Source organism: Flavobacterium pisciphilum, assembly GCF_020905345.1.
Lineage (GTDB): Bacteria > Bacteroidota > Bacteroidia > Flavobacteriales > Flavobacteriaceae > Flavobacterium > Flavobacterium pisciphilum.
This window is the reverse complement of the sequence record NZ_JAJJMO010000001.1, coordinates 1757479-1773776: the sequence shown is the minus strand read 5'-3', so window position 1 is coordinate 1773776 and position 16298 is coordinate 1757479. Positions and strand designations below refer to the sequence as shown.

Below are 16298 nucleotides of genomic sequence, written 5' to 3'. Positions count from 1 at the left end.
CATAATATTAACTAAAAATACGCTCTGTAAGTGAATGTTCGTTTTGTTATAGTTTATTGATTTACAGTTGCTTGATTTAATTATAACGATGTAGCTTACTTTTACGTTAAGGAATTATTTGAGATTAAAGTCAAATAAATGTTTTACAAAATCGGCTCTTTGGTACCAATCATTATGAACTAATTCTATATTTTTTATTTCAAATTTCCCAAAGTTATAATCACGGTATTTATGGAGTGTTTTTAAAAATAAATCCTTGTTATTTATTGGTTTTCTGAACCGTGTAACTGTTAAATGTGTCGTGAATAAAGAATAACGTTTGTCGATACTTTGTTCGAGTGTGGTTTGTTTAAATGCAGTACGGAGCGTATCACGTAGTTCATTTATACTTGTATCGCTGGGAAATCCTTGAATCATAACTGCCGAAGGAGAAGCAGTAATTCCTTGTAGATTAATAATAGATTTATTTAGGCCAGCAATGCATGTATTTATTACAGCAATATAATCTTGTAGTGTAATGTGGTTTATATTAAACCCATCATAACAAGATATAATAGACATTACTGTAATGTGTATATCCGAATTGGGATAATAATATTGAGAAGCATCAACTTCTTTTAATTCATTTAAAAAAAGTTGAATGCTATTTTTAATCTCTTCTGTAGGCCGAATTAATAATGTAATTCCAAAACGGTTGTCGCTCAAATTATCTATCTGTGTATCGATAACATAATTGTCATTTGATATCTTCTCACATGATTCTGTGAACAAATTAGTATAATGAGTAGCTAAGTCCATTTTAAATTAGATTAAAAAACGACAATAGAATAATGGTATTATTTTATTGCTTTTACAAATTCGGCAATATGTTGTGTTCCTTTTTCAGATAAATGTTTGATAAAAGCACTTCCGATAATTGCTCCTTTTGCAAATTTAGTTGCTTGATTGAATGTTTCTTTATTCGAAATTCCAAATCCAATTACCTGTGGGCTTTTAAGATTCATGTTTGCAATTCTTTCAAAGTAACTTTCTTCGGTAGCGCCAAAACCAGATTGTGAGCCAGTAACACTAGCAGAACTTACCATATATATGAATCCGTTTGAAACACTGTCGATAAATTTGATACGCTCATCAGATGTTTGCGGTGTAATCAAGAATACATTTATGATTCCATATTTTTCGAAAGTAGCTTTGTATTGTTCTGCATAAACATCTACTGGAAGATCTGGAATGATTAATCCATCGATACCAATTGCAGCACACTTTTTGCAAAATTCTTCTACACCATATTGTAATATAGGATTAAAATAACCCATTATAATCAACGGAATTTTTACGCTTTCGCGAATGTTTTCTAGTTGATTAAATAAAACCTGTGTTGTCATTCCATTATGTAAGGCTTGAGTTGAACTGGCTTGTATGGTTGGCCCATCGGCCAAAGGATCACTAAATGGTAATCCGATTTCAATCATGTCTATTCCATTTTTTTCTAAATCCTGTATGATTTGTACAGTATCATTAAGATTAGGATATCCTGCAGAAAAATAGATAGAAAGTATCTTTTTGTCTTCCTGTAATTTTTGATTTATTCTGTTCATTGCTATTTGTATTTTATTCCTATTGGGTTTTTAAAACTCTCTAGGTGTTTTTATTTAATTTGTAATTAATCAATTATAAGCTGACTTGTCCAAGAATCATTTTGATTTTTAATCAGTAACAATCCAGAATCGGAGTCATTCATTTGTGCTATTAATTCTCCTTGGTTGTTCCAAAATGCACTTTTACCACCAGAAGGTTGTCCCCATGATTCTCCACTAAAATTAGACATTAGCACATTCATATTATGAATACTAGCATAGTTTTGTAATGCTTTATAAGCTACAGGTATTCCGTTTGGTGAAAAGAAAATACTTGCGATATAAATTGCAGTTCCGTTTTTGCTTGCATTTTTAGGATGCAAGGGATTATCTATGTCTGCACAAATAGCAAAGGATATTTTTTTGTTTTCTATTTCAATAGTCGGATTGTAATCAAAGGATGATTGATAGTAAACATCTTCGCCTTCATGAAGAAATTGTTTGGTGTAAATTGAAACAGAATTATCTGGTGATATAATAAATTCACCAATGAATAATTGGTCTTTGATTTTTATTGGTGCGCCAGCAACGATGACAATTTTGTTTTCTACAGCTAATTTCTTTAAAGTATCTAAACGAATATCATTTTCTATGAAAATGAGTTTTTGTGCATTTTCTCTTTCGTAACCCGTAATTGATAGCTCTGGAAATACAATTAAATTCGCTCCGTTTGTTGCAGCCAATTCTATAAGACGATAATGATCCAATAAATTTGAATTTATATCTCCTCGTTTTGGTTTTGTCTGTGCTGCAGCTAAAATCATTTTGTCTTGTTGTTTTATTTGTTATTGCGTTAGGGATAAAAGCGACATCCTTTTTTAGGCTTTTTCAGTCTTAAAAAAGATATAGCGGATAGCCCGACCACCTTTTTTAGGTGGGAACGCCCAACTATAATTTGAAATAATCGATATATGTGTTTAAATCTTTATCGCCTCGACCAGATAAATTGATTACTACAATTTCGTCGGGTCCAAATTTCTTTTGCTCTAGAACTGCAAATGCATGCGCACTTTCGATTGCTGGAATGATCCCTTCTGTTTTAGATAATTGTAAACCAAATTGCATAGCTTCATCATCTGTAATCGAAATAAATTCGGCTCTGCCTGAAGCAAATAAATGTGCGTGCATTGGACCAACTCCTGGGTAATCTAATCCTGCTGATATTGAGTAAGGCTCGGTAATTTGTCCATCAGGAGTTTGCATTAATAATGTTTTACTTCCGTGGATGATTCCTATTTTTCCTAATGCTGATGTTGCTGCACTTTCGCCAGAGTCAACACCTAAACCAGCTGCCTCAACAGCAATTATATTTACCTCTTTTTCGTCAAGGAAATGGTAAAATGCTCCGGCAGCATTACTTCCTCCACCTACGCAAGCGATAACATGATCTGGATTTTCGCGACCTTCTTTTTCTAATAATTGTGCTTTTATTTCGGCAGAAATTACACTTTGGAAACGAGCCACCATATCAGGATATGGATGTGGACCGACTACGGAACCAATGATGTAATAAGTATCGACAGGATTATTAATCCAATCACGAATAGCTTCGTTTGTAGCATCTTTTAAGGTTTTTGAACCTGAAAGTGCTGGGCGAACTTCGGCGCCTAACATTTTCATACGAGCTACATTGGGAGCTTGACGTTTAATGTCGATTTCACCCATATAAACAATACATTGTAAACCCATTAATGCACAAACAGTAGCAGTTGCAACGCCGTGTTGTCCCGCTCCAGTTTCGGCAATGATTCGGTTTTTACCTAAACGTTTTGCTAGTAAAATTTGCCCAATGGTATTGTTAACTTTATGTGCTCCTGTATGACACAAATCTTCTCGCTTTAAATAGATTTTGGTGTTGTATTTTTCCGAAAGTCTTTTTGCAAAATACAGTGGAGTAGGACGACCTACATAATCTTTTAGTAAAGCATCAAACTCTGCTTTAAAGCTTGGTTCTTCTGTTATTTTTAAATAATTCTGACGTAATTCTTCTACATTTGGATATAACATTTCGGGAATGTAAGCTCCTCCAAATTCGCCGTAATAGCCTTTTTTATTAACATTGTATGACATAATTTACTCTTTTGTTTTGTTATTTGCAGCGATGTATTGTGTTGCATCTTTGCATTGTTGTGTGTTTTTTAATCCGGGTTCGATTTCGAATTTGCTATTTACATCGATGGCATAAATAGGTAAATTGGTTTTCGAAATTTCCTTTATTGTTTCTAATTCTTCAATTCCAATTCCGCCACTAAGGAAGAACGGTTTTGTCGAATTGTATTTATTTAATATTCTCCAATCAAACGTGGTTCCATTTCCACCGGGTAATTTTCCTTTGGTGTCAAAAAGGAAGTAATCACAAACCGATTCGTATGGTTTTAATACTTCAAAATCAAAATCTTCATCGGCAGAAAATACTTTGATGAGTTCAATTTTGGGATCTATTTTATTTTTTAGCTCTTTACAGAATTCAACCGATTCGTGACCATGTAATTGTATGGCTTGCAAATCGTATTTCAAAATTTTGCTGCTAATTTCTTCCTGACTTTGATTTACAAATACTCCGACTTTTTTTATCGATTTTGGTAAATCAGGTATGATTCCGTTAAAATACCGAGCTGATTTTTCCCAGAAGATAAATCCCATATAATCGGGTAGGAGTGAGCCCACTTCAATTATATTTTCGGGATATTTCATACCACAGATTTTTAGTTTCATATTTTTAAAGTTTAACCGCAAAGGGCGCAAGGTTTCTTATATTCTAAATCATTAAAATCGCAAAGGTCACAAAGTTTTGTGCTGATTATTTTTTGCTAATAGTCTAAAGCTGTTTGATAAAATCGGTAGCTGCTTGTCCAGCATTATCAGTTTTCATGAAATTCTCACCAATCAAGAATCCTTTGTAACCGTAAGGTTTTAATTCAGTAATAGCTTCGATAGATGAGATTCCGCTTTCTGAAACTTTCACAAATTCATCAGGAATTTGGGCTGCCAGTTGTTTGCTGAAATCCAAGCTTACTTCGAATGTTTTTAGGTTTCTGTTATTAACACCTATCATATCCAATGTTGGCATGATTGATTTTTCTAGCTCTTCTTGATTGTGTACTTCTAGTAAAACTTCTAATCCTAATTGCTTTGCAAATGAAGATAGTGATTTGATTTCTTCTCTTGTTAAAACAGCAGCAATAAGCAAAATTAAATCAGCTCCATGTGCTTTGGCTTCTAATATCTGATATTCATCAACTATGAATTCTTTTCGCAATAGCGGAATATTTACCGAAGCTCTGGCTAAAAGTAAATCGTCAAGTGAACCACCAAAATATTTTCCATCAGTTAATACAGAAATTCCACAAGCACCTGCATTTTCATATCCTTTTACTACTTCTTCAACTGTGAAATTTTGATTTATTATCGATTTAGAAGGGGAGCGACGTTTATGTTCTGCTATGATTCCAGTACTGCTTTCACTTAATCTCTGACGTAATGAGATTGTTTTTCTCTCAAAGAATACCGACGCTTCTAGCTGAGAAACTGGAATTATTGATTTCTTAAGAACTACTTCTCTTTTTTTATCTACTATTATTTTATCGAGTATATTCATGTTTTTTATTATTATTTAAAAATTAAAAGATTGAAAAATTTTAAAATTCCGTATATCAATTAATTTTTAATTTTAGTACTTAAGTATTTTATGAAATTGGACAGGTTTTGAGAAATCTCAATACTTATCTGATAACTTTCTTGAATTTCTTTTTGGTCACAGAAGTTAAGTTCACGTGCTTGTATTAACATACTTCTAACTTCTGCGCAACTTCCTTTCGAAATTTTTAAAAGATTTTGTCATTTCAGTGTTTTTTTAATTCATTAAATCTTTCAATTTTTTAATCACACCATGTGCTTTCCCAGAAAATAGACTTTCTTTTGCTAATTCAAAACCATCCTGAGGTGTGCATTTTGTAACTGTTGCAATTGCCATTGCTGCATTAGCGCAAACTACATTGTTTTGTGCCTCAGTTCCTTTTCCTGAAATGATATTTGTAAATATTTCTGCTGATTCTTCGATTGTTTTTCCACCTTCTATTTCGCTTTGCGCTAATAGACGAATACCGAAGTCACTTGGATTCAACATTCCTTCCATTGTGCTTGTGATAATCTTTGTTGGACCAGTTAATGAAACCTCATCATAACCGTCAAGCGAATGTAAAATCGTAAAATTCACATTAGTATTTTGATATAAATAGGCGTACATTCTAGCTAATTCCAGATTAAATACTCCAACTAATTGGTTATTAGGAAATGAAGGATTTACCATTGGTCCTAACATATTAAAGAATGTTTTTACTGCTAGTTCTTTTCTTATTGGTCCCACATTTTTCATAGCAGGGTGAAACAATGGAGCGTGAAGTACACATATCCCTGCTTTATCAATACATTTTTCAAGAAAATCGGCATCATTGGTGAATTTGATTCCCATCTTTTCCATTACGTTGCTAGATCCTGAGATAGAAGAAACACCGTAGTTACCATGTTTGGCAACTTTTATCCCTGCTCCAGCAGCTACAAAAGAAGCTAAAGTTGAGATGTTGAAAGTGTCTTTTCCATCACCACCAGTTCCGCACAAATCAATAGTATTGTAAGCTGATAAATCGATACGAATGCATAAATCCAATAGGGCTTCACGAAAACCTGACAATTCTTCGATGCTAATACTTCGCATCATAAATATAGTAAGGAATGCCGATATCTGACTTGGATTATAATCTCCATTTGATATGTTAATCAATACATTTTTTGCCTCTTCTTTCGTAAGGACTTCATGATTGATTAATTTGTTTAATATATTTTTCATTTTTTATTTTTAAGGTTCTTAGGTACTGAGTGACTAAGGTTCTAAGTTTTTTTACTACAAAGCGCGACTGAATATTTTTTAATGTTCATTTCCTTGATAAATCCACATTGGTTCCGTTTTTCCTGCACGTTCAAAACCATTCTTTTTATAAAAATCAACTGACCTTCCATCTGCTGTTAGCATTTGCATATGAAAGTGAGCGTACTTTTCTTGTAATTTATCTAAAATTAATTTTCCAATTCCCTTTCCTTGATATTCAGGAAGTACCAATAAGTGCGGATAATAAACTGTTAAATAACCATCAGAAATTGCATTGCCAAGTCCGATTAACTTTTTTCCTTCCCAAGCTGAAATTAAAGTTTCAGAATTTAAAAGTCCTTTGTATAATAAATCAGGCTTTTTAGCTGAACTCCATTCGTTTGCTTCATACAATGGTAGTATGTCTTCGAGATTAATTTCTTTGGTTGCTAAAATTGATATTTCCATTTGTTTTTAGATTGTGAAATGTAAAATGTTAAAGGTGAGATGTGAACGGCTTACTAATAACTAACTCTTAATCCAATTCTCTAACATTTTCTTTCCGTTTGGTGTTAATACACTTTCTGGATGAAACTGTACCCCACGTACATCAAAGGTTCTGTGTCTTAGTGACATTACTTGACCATTTTCGTCATAAGATGTAGCTTCAAGAACATCAGGTAAACTTGCGTCGACAACCCATGAATGATAACGACCAACTTCAAATTCTTTTCCTAAACCTTCGAATAATGACTCATCGTCAACAACCGTTTTTACATTTGTTGCAACACCATGATATACTTTATCAAGATTTGAAAGTGTTCCTCCAAAAACTTCACCAATTGCTTGTTGTCCTAAACATACACCAAGAATACTTTTAGTAGGTGCATATTTTTGAATAACAGCTTTTAGTAATCCTGCTTCGTCTGGAATTCCTGGCCCTGGTGAAAGCAATATTTTATCGAAACCAGCAATTTCATCAATATCAAATTCATCATTTCTATATACAGTTACTTCGCAATCTAAATCTTCTAAATAATGTACAAGATTATAAGTGAAGCTATCGTAGTTATCTATTACTAATATTTTTTTCATTTTTTTTTTTATTTTTGTTTGCTTCGCCAATTCGGCTAAAGCCTCGTGTCAGGTTTCAAGTTGCTTAGCTTTGGGTATTTAACCGCAAAGGGCGCAAAGTGTTTTATTTAAAAGCTGTTGAAAAACGCAAAGTTAAAATCAATTCAAAGCTTTGCGAACTTTGTGTTTTTATAAAATCAAAGAGGTCTATAGTTTAGCGTTCTTTGCGATTAAATGCATAATCCAATAACTTAAAACTAATTTTTGTTTATTTTTCTCGAACGTATTTTTCGATAATTATTCTATTGATTCCAAGTTTTTCAATTTTTTCAACTCCTTTTTGAGTTAAAGTATCGTTTTTAACTTTTACTGTAAATTCAAATTTGTTGTTTTCCCAATCTCTATTATTGAAATATTCTAAATTCTCTGTGTATGTACTATCTTTTAAAGTATATTTTCCTCCACCTCCGAAGAATAAAGCATCTTCTTTTTTTCCATTATTTAAGTCATGGTTAAAGAATGCAAAGTGAGAGTCATTTATAATTTTTATCATTTTGGTTTTTGGATTGAATGTTGAAAAAGTGGAATCTTTTTCAGTTGTCTCTGCCGAAATTAGTCGCCAGGTTCCTTCAATGTCTTTTTTAGCAGTTGTAGTTTCTGGCTGTTTTTTATCATTACAAGAACTTAAAAATGTCATAACCAATAATAATGCAATAGTGTTTTTCATAGTTTTTAGGTTGTTAGTTTTTATTTAATGTTTTCTGCCATTTCTAAGGCAGTATTTAATGCTCTTAATTTATTGTAAACTTCTTGCATTTCGCTTTCTTCATCAGAATTTGCTACAATTCCTGCTCCAGCCTGACAATGTAATTGGTGATTTTTGCTTAAGAAGGTTCGAATCATAATAGCGTGATTAAAATTGCCTTCAAAGTCCATAAATCCAATTGCACCACCATAAAAATTACGATTGGTTTTTTCGTATTCTTCAATAAGCTGCATGGCTCTGTGTTTAGGTGCTCCGCTTAATGTTCCTGCTGGAAATGTGTCAGCAACAACTTGCATAGTAGTTGCTTTTTCATGTAGATGCCCTGTAACTTTTGATACTAAGTGAATAACATGAGAGAAAAACTGAACTTCGCGATATTTCTCTACGTTTACATCATGTCCGTTACGGCTTAAATCATTTCTAGCCAAATCAACTAACATTACGTGCTCGCTATTTTCTTTTTTATCTTCTGATAATTGTTTTGCTAAAACAGCATCTTGTTCGTCATTACCAGTTCTTTTGAAAGTTCCAGCAATAGGATGAATTTCGGCTTTACGATTTTTTACAATAATTTGTGCTTCGGGCGAAGAACCAAATATTTTAAAATCTCCATAATCAAAAAAGAATAAATAAGGTGAAGGGTTGATACTTCTTAATGCTCTGTACACATTAAATTCATCTCCTTTAAATCCTTGTGTAAATCTGCGTGATAAAACCAATTGGAATACATCACCGCGGAAACAATGTTTTTTTGCCAAAGCCACATTATGCTTGAACTCCTCATCGGTTAAGTTAGAAAATCCTTCACCTTCTTTTGAGAATTGGTAAGATGCTATATTTCTAGACTGTAATAATTGTTCTATTTCTGAGATATTATTTCTTCCATCTACACTATGGCAAAAGATGTATGCTTCATTTTTGAAATGATTTATTGCAATTATATTTTGATATACTGCATAATATACATCTGGAATAGAAATGCTATTGTCTTTTTTTGCAATAGTTACTTTTTCAAAATAGCGAACAGCATCGTATGAAATATATCCGAATAATCCGTTGTTGATGAATTTAAAGTTGTTTTTCTCCGATTTGAACTGTCCTGAAAATTCCTGAATAATCTCTGGAATATTAGTAGAATCATCTATAGCTATTTTTTCTGATGTTCCATCAGGGTAGGTTTTAGAAATAGTTTCGTTCTCTATTTTAATACTTGCAATAGGATTACAGCAGATATACGAGAAACTATTGTCGTTTCCGTGATAATCGCTACTTTCCAGAAGTAAGCTATTAGGGAATTTATCTCTAATTTTGAAATAGATGCTTACAGGTGTTACAGTGTCTGCAAGGATTTGTTTGTAGTGTGTGTTGAGTATAAAAGGTTTCAAAGTGTTTGTTTTTTAAGGTTTAGTATATTGTTTCTTTAAAAAAAATAGGTACAAAAAAAAGGCCTGTCGTGATGACAAGCCTTTCATTTTTATAGTTTGAATAATACCATAGGAAGCTTAGTTCACGACGACTGACGTAAATTATTCCACCACCAAGTATTATTTGTAATTGTTTTCATAACTGTTTTGATTGGTACAAATATATAAATGTAATTTGAGTATTCGCATACATTGTTTTAAAAAAAAAATATTTTTTTTTTGATTTTTTGTTAAATTTATTTAGAACGTCCTTTTTAATAGTCTAATTTCCACTTACTAAAGTGTTATTTACATTTACTCTAAAATCTGGATTTCCTTTAAGATTGGGCTCAGTAAATAGTTCGATATTTTTTTTATTGGTGTAATCTAAACCAAAAGCTGGGTTTTGATACCAGTTTTTAATCCCCAAGTCAAAGTTTGAATTCTCACTTAAAACTCCCCCTTTGCAATTATTAATTACTACTCCATTTAAATTTATTTTTTCAAGATTGACAATTCCATCTCCAATTTTACTTTGAAGTACCATAAATGGTGTAAAGCCCGAAATAATACTATTGTTTAATGTAAAATAACTATTCTCTCCAATATGAGCTGCTTCACGAACAAGCCCTTGATTGCTTTCTTCTAGATTTACTAAAGTGACATTATTTGCCGTTATCTTAGTTAGTTTTTTACTCGTGTCACTATTTTCAATTTTATCGTAAGAATCTATTTCAAAGCATCGTGAACCTGAGATATCTGATGAGTAGGGGTGACGAATGGCAATACTATTATTTATGGTGCATTGTACCCCTTGAGTAAAGTCAAAATCATCATCGGTGGCTCGATACGATACTAAGTTGTTCATAATGACATCCCCTCCATAAGCTTCAAATGAGTCGTCGTTTGAATAGCTTATTTGTATGTATTCAAGTTTGGTTTTACGACCTACTCCAGCTAGTGATAGTCCGTTAATTTCTTTTAGTGCATTTAATTTTCTACCTGAATATTCGATACGAACGTATTTTATAATACCAGAGTTATCATCAGCATCTTGTCCTCCATAAAGATTTACACCAGGATCTAGGTTAAAGTCTAAGAAACTTATTCCTCCCATTTTATTAATAGGCGCTTTCCCAAGGAGGATTATTCCGCCCCAATCACCTGGTTTTCTTTCGGCAACATTGTTATTGGATGTAAATATAATTGGATCTGTTTCTTGTCCTTCGGCAATTATTTTAGAACCATTTGTTATTACCAGCGTGCCACAAGTTTTATCATCTCCTCTAATTACAGTTCCAGGTTCGATTGTTAAAACGGCATTTTTTGTTACGTAAACGACACCAACCAATTGATATGTATTTCGTTTGTATAGTTTGGTGTCCTTATCGATAGTTCCTGCCAGAATATTTGTAGCTTCATTATATTCTGTAGAAGCAGGTTTAAAATTGGTCCATTTATTCATCCAGTTTGATGCGCCAACAATTCCTTTTTGTTGTTGAGCATTGACTATAATACTACTTACTAAGCAAATAATTACAAGGTGTAAATTTTTTTTCATAGTGGTGTCTTTTGCAAAATTTGATTTTTTGGATAAAAGTCTTTTGTTTAAAAAAGAGCTTTTTTTTAACTAGTCCAAAATTAGAAGAGGTTTGTTAATCAAAGAATGGTAAGATATTATGAAAGTGTTATTATAACTTTACGAACGTTATTTTATTTGTTCCTAGGCTAGTAGAGTTTTTAAAGTAAAATTAGTGCATAAAAAAATCCCAACAATTTAATTGTTGGGATTTTCTGAATTAGTAAGTGGTACTATTAGAATTTCAAAGCTACAGCCAATTCAAAATCGTCATTGATAGTTTTGTCTCCTAAGTTCTCAAAGAAGTTTCCTGAGTTATATTTGATGTCATATTTAGTTCTATCAACTTTAAATGCAGTTGTAGCTGTGTTTCCGTTTACAGTAATATCAAAAGTTACTGGTTTAGTAATTCCTTTGATAGTTAAATCTGCAGTTACAGTATATACATCAGTTGCTTTTGCTCCAATAGTTTTGAAAACTAATTTTGCAGTTGGGAATTTTTCAGTTCCGAAGAAATCATCAGCTTTCAAGTGACCGTTTAATTTTCCTTGGTATTCACCAGAAAGGTCAGTTGCGTTGATTGATGTCATATCTACAGTGAAAGTTCCACCAGCTAGTTTTTTTCCTTTAAATACTAAAGCACCATCTTTTAGGTTTACAGTTCCTGAGTGTTCTCCAGTTACTTTTTTACCTACCCATTTAACAGTACTTGTTTTAACGTCAACTTTTTTAGTTTGTGCGTTGATTGAAACTGAAGATAAAGCTACCACTAGGGCTAAAGCAATTGTTTTTAAATTTTTCATTTTGTTTGATTTTAATAAATTTGGATTAATAATTATAGTGTGATAAATAATTCTTCTTGAGATTTTCTTACTTTTTTATGATGTTGCGTTGCATCGTCATCATGTCTGTATCCTACTGTTGCAATTACAGCAGCATTTAAATGTAAAGCATCTAAGCCTAAGATTTCATTAAATGCAGCTGGCTCGAAACCTTCCATTGGTGTAACGTCAATTTTTAATTCTGCTGCAGCATTCAATAAATTACCTAAAGCTAAGTAAGTTTGTTTAGCTGACCATGTGCTTTTTAAATCTGTAGGAAGTGATGAAACTTTAGCTTTCATAAGGTTGCTATAACCTACTAATGATTCAGCAGGGATTCCTCTTGTTTCGCTTACGTTTTTGATGTAATCTTCAATTTTAGAGTCATCTAAGTTAGTGTCATTTGCAAAAACTATTAAATGTGAAGCATCTACAATTTGTGATTGTCCCCAAGCTACTCCTTGCAATTTAGCTCTTAATTCTGGAGATTCAACAAAAATTACTTTGTATGGTTGTAATCCATATGAAGAAGAACTTAATCGTATTGCTTCTTTTAATATATTTATATCTTCAGCAGATATTTTTTTGGTCGCATCAAATTTTTTGGTTGCGTATCTCCAATTTTGATTTTCTAGGAATTTATTCATTTTATTTATTTGTATTAATTTTTTTGATTTCTAAATTTTTCTAATAATTCATTTAGTAATTCTAATTCATCTGTAGTCAGGTTTTCAGAAAAAACATTTTCATGATCAGTTACTTTTGGATCTAATTCAGTTAAAACATCTAGTCCTTTTTCAGTAATTAATACTTCTATTTTTCTTCGGTTTGCTGGGCATACATTTCTGGTAACAAATTCTTTTAGTAATAACTTATCAACCAGTCGAGTTGTATTACTTGTCTTTGCTAGCATGCGATCTTGAATAACACACATATTAGCAGGATTCCCTTTTTGTCCTCTTAATATGCGTAACACATTATATTGTTCCCCAGATAAATCATAAGGTTTTAATACCTCGTTGAATTTATCTTGAAGCACATTTTGTGTGTACATTATATTTAGAATAACTCTTTTTGAATTATCCATCTTAACGGTACTTTTTATTACATCTTCAATAGTCATAGTCGTCAGTGTCTAATTTGTATATACAAATGTACTCATGTTTTATATTTGTATATACAAATGTATCGTTAAAATTTCGTTAATATTATTTATGGAGGTTTTTTGTAGTCGGAAATTAAGTTTAAAATTAAGTAAAATTATTTTATAATTTTCTGATTTTTATATGTTTAAACTTAATTTAATATTGAATTTGTTTAAATGAAAAAGCCTCATATGAATAACATATGAGGCTCTATATAATATAAAAGGTATCGCTTTTATTAGTGAGGGAGGTTATCTTTAAAGTAACCATAAACCCAAGTTCCTAGTATTGCACTTACTAATGTAACAGCAACTACAGTAACTCCAGTTCCTATTTGTGCAAAAAGAGGACCAGGGCATGCCCCAGTTATTGCCCAACCAAAACCAAATAATAGTCCACCATAAATTTGTCCTTTGCTAAAAGTTTTAGGCTCAATTTTGATTTGTTCTCCTTGGATTGTTTTTACATTGAATTTTTTTATCAAAAAAACAGATACCATTCCTACCATAACTGCACTTCCGATTACGCCATACATAAAGAATGATTGTAAACGAAACATTTCTTGAATACGGTACCAGCTTATGATTTCGGCTTTTACGAATACTATGCCGAATACAATTCCGACTAGCATATATTTTAAGTTTGAAATTTTCATTTTTAAAGATTTACAGTGAAAGTATAAAAGGAAGAATTAGGTTTGCCATTACAAAACCACCAACCATGAAGCAAATAGTTGCTACTAGTGAAGGCCATTGTAAATTAGAAATTCCCATGATAGAGTGTCCGCTTGTACATCCGCCAGCATAACGCGTTCCGAAACCTACAAGAAAACCACCAACTACAATCATTATAAATCCACGTAGCGTTAATAGGCTTTCCCATGAAAAAAGCTGAGCAGGCATTAGTCCTGAATTATCAGTAATACCATAAGTAGCTAATTCGGTAGTTAGGTTTGAGTTAATTTCGATAGGATTTGGATTTGACAAGAAAGCAGTTGCTATAACTCCGCCCAAAAATATTCCGAAGACAAAAAATAAATTCCAGCTTTCTTTTTTCCAATCGTATTTAAAGAATGAAATGTTTGCAGGAATACACATTGCACAAATGTGACGTAATGAGGAACTAATTCCAAATGCTTTGTTTCCAAAAATTAATAAAATAGGAACGGTTAAACCAATTAACGGACCTGAAACATACCACGGCCACGGTTCTTTTATAATTTCAATTAAATTCATTTTTTTTTAGGTTTTGAGAGGCAAAGATTCAGAGGTTCAAAGGCTAAAACCTTTGTCGCTTTGAAACGCTGTACCTTTGTTACTTAATTTATTTTAAAACTTTACTTTGACATACAAAATCAGACTTTGGAATTGTAGTTTTTGCGATAGCATTAAAGCCTCCTTCAATTTCAGTGAAGTTTCTAAATCCTCTTGCTTGTAATATTGATGCTGCTATCATACTTCTATATCCACCTGCGCAATGTAAATAAAAATGCTCTTTTGGGTCGATATCTTTTACCCAGTCATTAATATACGCTAATGGTTTGTTATATGCATCTTCAATATGTTCTGCACTGTATTCGGTTTCTTTACGAATATCGATTACTTTGTTTTCTTCTGGTTTGAATTCGTTTGCAAATTGGTCAGGAGTAATTCTGTTTACTGTATCAGTTTCATAATTAGCATCTTTCCAAGCATCAAATCCACCTTCAAGATGTCCGATAATTGAATCGAAACCTACGCGGCTTAATCGAGTTACTGTTTCTTCTTCTAATCCTGTTTCAGTTACTAATACAATAGGTTGTTTTACATCGGCAATTAAAGTCCCAACCCAAGGAGCAAAATCCCCATTGATACCAATATTTACTGATTGTGGAATAAATCCTTTGCTAAAATTACTATTGTTTCTAGTGTCTAAAATTAAAGCACCAGTTTCTTCAACTACAGCTTCAAATTCATCAACTTTTATAGCTTTCATTCCATTGTGTAAAACAGACTCGAAACTTTCATATCCAGCTTTGTTCATAGCCACATTCATACTAAAATAAGCGGGAGGAGGTAATAATCCATCAGTTACTTCAGTGATAAATTCAGCTTCAGTCATATTAGCACGCAAAGCATAATTGGTTGCTTTTTGATTTCCAATTGTCGATACTGTTTCTTTACTCATGTTTTTACCACAAGCACTTCCTGCACCATGAGCTGGATATACAATAACATCATCTGCCAAAGTCATTATTTTTGTTCGTAGCGAATTAAATAATATTGCTGCCAATTGATCTTGTGTCATTCCAGCAGCTTTTTGAGCTAAGTCAGGACGTCCTACATCTCCTATGAATAAAGTATCTCCAGAGAAAACAGCATAATCTTTTCCGTTTTCATCTATTAATAAATAAGAGGTGCTTTCCATAGTATGACCCGGAGTATGCAACGCTTTTATAGTTATGTTTCCTAACTTAAATTCTTGTTCGTCAGTTGCCGAAACACAATCATATCCACATTCAGCATTTGGACCATATATAATAGGTGCACCTGTTTCTTTGCTTAAATCGACATGTCCCGAAACGAAATCGGCGTGAAAATGAGTTTCAAAGATGTATTTTAGTTTTACTTGATCACGATTTAAACGGTCTAAGTAGGGTTGTATTTCTCTAAGCGGATCAATAATAGCAGCTTCTCCATTTGAAGTAATGTAGTAAGCGCCTTGTGCTAAACATCCAGTATAAATTTGTTCAATTTTCATTGTTGTGTAATCTTAAATAATGTTTAGCAAAGGTAACTTTGTTTTTTTGGAAAATAAGTGACTAATGTTACAGATTTTTTTTTGAGCCAAAATTTGTTATAAAATTCATTATGTGAGAGGTATAAGTCTGAGTTTATTTTATATATGAATTAAAGAGCTTATATGTTTGTATAGTTTGTAAATAATTAACTATTTGAGTGTTTTTAGAGAATTAAAAGTTTTTACAATTGTGGAGTGATAAAGTATTTTTATAGGTAGTTTATGTTAGTT

At 32.2% G+C, this 16298-nt stretch carries 19 protein-coding genes; all 19 read right to left on the bottom strand.

What is annotated here, in order from left to right; all coding sequences use genetic code 11:
* Positions 1–114: 114 nt before the first annotated feature.
* Positions 115–798 (bottom strand): 2'-5' RNA ligase family protein, encoded by a 684-nt coding sequence (locus tag LNQ49_RS07085; RefSeq protein WP_229987977.1) that lies wholly within the window; start codon positions 796–798, stop codon positions 115–117.
* 38 nt (positions 799–836) lie between these two features.
* On the bottom strand, positions 837–1598 hold the full coding sequence (trpA, locus tag LNQ49_RS07080) for a tryptophan synthase subunit alpha (RefSeq protein WP_229987976.1): 762 nt from the start codon (positions 1596–1598) through the stop codon (positions 837–839).
* A gap of 65 nt (positions 1599–1663) precedes the next feature.
* Positions 1664–2401 (bottom strand): carbon-nitrogen hydrolase family protein, encoded by a 738-nt coding sequence (locus tag LNQ49_RS07075; RefSeq protein WP_229987975.1) that lies wholly within the window; start codon positions 2399–2401, stop codon positions 1664–1666.
* A 124-nt stretch (positions 2402–2525) separates the two neighbouring features.
* Positions 2526–3707, bottom strand: coding sequence for a tryptophan synthase subunit beta (gene trpB, locus LNQ49_RS07070; RefSeq protein WP_229987974.1), 1182 nt, complete (start codon positions 3705–3707; stop codon positions 2526–2528).
* A 3-nt stretch (positions 3708–3710) separates the two neighbouring features.
* Positions 3711–4352 (bottom strand): phosphoribosylanthranilate isomerase, encoded by a 642-nt coding sequence (locus tag LNQ49_RS07065; RefSeq protein WP_229987973.1) that lies wholly within the window; start codon positions 4350–4352, stop codon positions 3711–3713.
* Between the two features lie 103 nt (positions 4353–4455).
* Positions 4456–5235, bottom strand: coding sequence for an indole-3-glycerol phosphate synthase TrpC (gene trpC, locus LNQ49_RS07060; protein WP_229987972.1), 780 nt, complete (start codon positions 5233–5235; stop codon positions 4456–4458).
* A 59-nt stretch (positions 5236–5294) separates the two neighbouring features.
* Positions 5295–5459, bottom strand: coding sequence for a four helix bundle protein (locus tag LNQ49_RS07055; protein WP_346432485.1), 165 nt, complete (start codon positions 5457–5459; stop codon positions 5295–5297).
* 31 nt (positions 5460–5490) lie between these two features.
* Positions 5491–6483, bottom strand: a complete 993-nt coding sequence (trpD, locus tag LNQ49_RS07050) for an anthranilate phosphoribosyltransferase (RefSeq protein ID WP_229987970.1) — start codon at positions 6481–6483, stop codon at positions 5491–5493.
* 78 nt (positions 6484–6561) lie between these two features.
* Positions 6562–6969, bottom strand: coding sequence for a GNAT family N-acetyltransferase (locus tag LNQ49_RS07045; RefSeq protein ID WP_229987969.1), 408 nt, complete (start codon positions 6967–6969; stop codon positions 6562–6564).
* A gap of 60 nt (positions 6970–7029) precedes the next feature.
* Positions 7030–7596, bottom strand: coding sequence for an anthranilate synthase component II (locus LNQ49_RS07040; protein WP_229987968.1), 567 nt, complete (start codon positions 7594–7596; stop codon positions 7030–7032).
* Positions 7597–7843: 247 nt separating this feature from the next.
* A complete protein-coding gene (locus tag LNQ49_RS07035; RefSeq protein WP_229987967.1) occupies positions 7844–8302 on the bottom strand; it encodes a hypothetical protein in 459 nt (152 codons plus the stop codon).
* A 20-nt stretch (positions 8303–8322) separates the two neighbouring features.
* A complete protein-coding gene (locus LNQ49_RS07030) occupies positions 8323–9726 on the bottom strand; it encodes an anthranilate synthase component I family protein (protein WP_229987966.1) in 1404 nt (467 codons plus the stop codon).
* Positions 9727–10027: 301 nt separating this feature from the next.
* Positions 10028–11305, bottom strand: a complete 1278-nt coding sequence (locus tag LNQ49_RS07025) for a hypothetical protein (protein WP_229987965.1) — start codon at positions 11303–11305, stop codon at positions 10028–10030.
* A gap of 254 nt (positions 11306–11559) precedes the next feature.
* Entirely contained in the window at positions 11560–12126 is a 567-nt protein-coding gene (locus tag LNQ49_RS07020; RefSeq protein ID WP_229987964.1) for a YceI family protein, read from the bottom strand.
* A 32-nt stretch (positions 12127–12158) separates the two neighbouring features.
* Positions 12159–12791: an NAD(P)H-dependent oxidoreductase gene (locus LNQ49_RS07015; RefSeq protein WP_229987963.1), complete on the bottom strand. Its 633-nt coding sequence runs from the start codon at positions 12789–12791 to the stop codon at positions 12159–12161.
* A gap of 14 nt (positions 12792–12805) precedes the next feature.
* Complete coding sequence (locus LNQ49_RS07010; protein WP_229987962.1) at positions 12806–13267, bottom strand: MarR family winged helix-turn-helix transcriptional regulator; 462 nt, start codon at positions 13265–13267, stop codon at positions 12806–12808.
* Between the two features lie 260 nt (positions 13268–13527).
* Entirely contained in the window at positions 13528–13944 is a 417-nt protein-coding gene (locus tag LNQ49_RS07005; RefSeq protein WP_229987961.1) for a DUF6691 family protein, read from the bottom strand.
* 10 nt (positions 13945–13954) lie between these two features.
* On the bottom strand, positions 13955–14524 hold the full coding sequence (locus LNQ49_RS07000) for a YeeE/YedE family protein (protein WP_229987960.1): 570 nt from the start codon (positions 14522–14524) through the stop codon (positions 13955–13957).
* Between the two features lie 88 nt (positions 14525–14612).
* Positions 14613–16028, bottom strand: a complete 1416-nt coding sequence (locus LNQ49_RS06995; RefSeq protein ID WP_229987959.1) for an MBL fold metallo-hydrolase — start codon at positions 16026–16028, stop codon at positions 14613–14615.
* Positions 16029–16298 lie beyond the last annotated feature (270 nt).

Bases quoted from the DNA above. Each gene is read 5' to 3' on its own strand.
- LNQ49_RS06995 (WP_229987959.1), bottom strand. From the start codon at position 16,028: ATGAAAATTGAACAAATTTATACTGGATGTTTAGCACAAGGCGCTTAC.
- LNQ49_RS07065 (WP_229987973.1), bottom strand. From the start codon at position 4,352: ATGAAACTAAAAATCTGTGGTATGAAATATCCCGAAAATATAATTGAA.
- LNQ49_RS07025 (WP_229987965.1), bottom strand. From the start codon at position 11,305: ATGAAAAAAAATTTACACCTTGTAATTATTTGCTTAGTAAGTAGTATT.
- LNQ49_RS07045 (WP_229987969.1), bottom strand. From the start codon at position 6,969: ATGGAAATATCAATTTTAGCAACCAAAGAAATTAATCTCGAAGACATA.
- LNQ49_RS07040 (WP_229987968.1), bottom strand. From the start codon at position 7,596: ATGAAAAAAATATTAGTAATAGATAACTACGATAGCTTCACTTATAAT.
- LNQ49_RS07010 (WP_229987962.1), bottom strand. From the start codon at position 13,267: ATGACTATTGAAGATGTAATAAAAAGTACCGTTAAGATGGATAATTCA.
- LNQ49_RS07005 (WP_229987961.1), bottom strand. From the start codon at position 13,944: ATGAAAATTTCAAACTTAAAATATATGCTAGTCGGAATTGTATTCGGC.
- trpB (WP_229987974.1), bottom strand. From the start codon at position 3,707: ATGTCATACAATGTTAATAAAAAAGGCTATTACGGCGAATTTGGAGGA.
- trpA (WP_229987976.1), bottom strand. From the start codon at position 1,598: ATGAACAGAATAAATCAAAAATTACAGGAAGACAAAAAGATACTTTCT.
- LNQ49_RS07035 (WP_229987967.1), bottom strand. From the start codon at position 8,302: ATGAAAAACACTATTGCATTATTATTGGTTATGACATTTTTAAGTTCT.
- LNQ49_RS07000 (WP_229987960.1), bottom strand. From the start codon at position 14,524: ATGAATTTAATTGAAATTATAAAAGAACCGTGGCCGTGGTATGTTTCA.
- LNQ49_RS07075 (WP_229987975.1), bottom strand. From the start codon at position 2,401: ATGATTTTAGCTGCAGCACAGACAAAACCAAAACGAGGAGATATAAAT.
- LNQ49_RS07020 (WP_229987964.1), bottom strand. From the start codon at position 12,126: ATGAAAAATTTAAAAACAATTGCTTTAGCCCTAGTGGTAGCTTTATCT.
- LNQ49_RS07085 (WP_229987977.1), bottom strand. From the start codon at position 798: ATGGACTTAGCTACTCATTATACTAATTTGTTCACAGAATCATGTGAG.
- trpC (WP_229987972.1), bottom strand. From the start codon at position 5,235: ATGAATATACTCGATAAAATAATAGTAGATAAAAAAAGAGAAGTAGTT.
- trpD (WP_229987970.1), bottom strand. From the start codon at position 6,483: ATGAAAAATATATTAAACAAATTAATCAATCATGAAGTCCTTACGAAA.
- LNQ49_RS07015 (WP_229987963.1), bottom strand. From the start codon at position 12,791: ATGAATAAATTCCTAGAAAATCAAAATTGGAGATACGCAACCAAAAAA.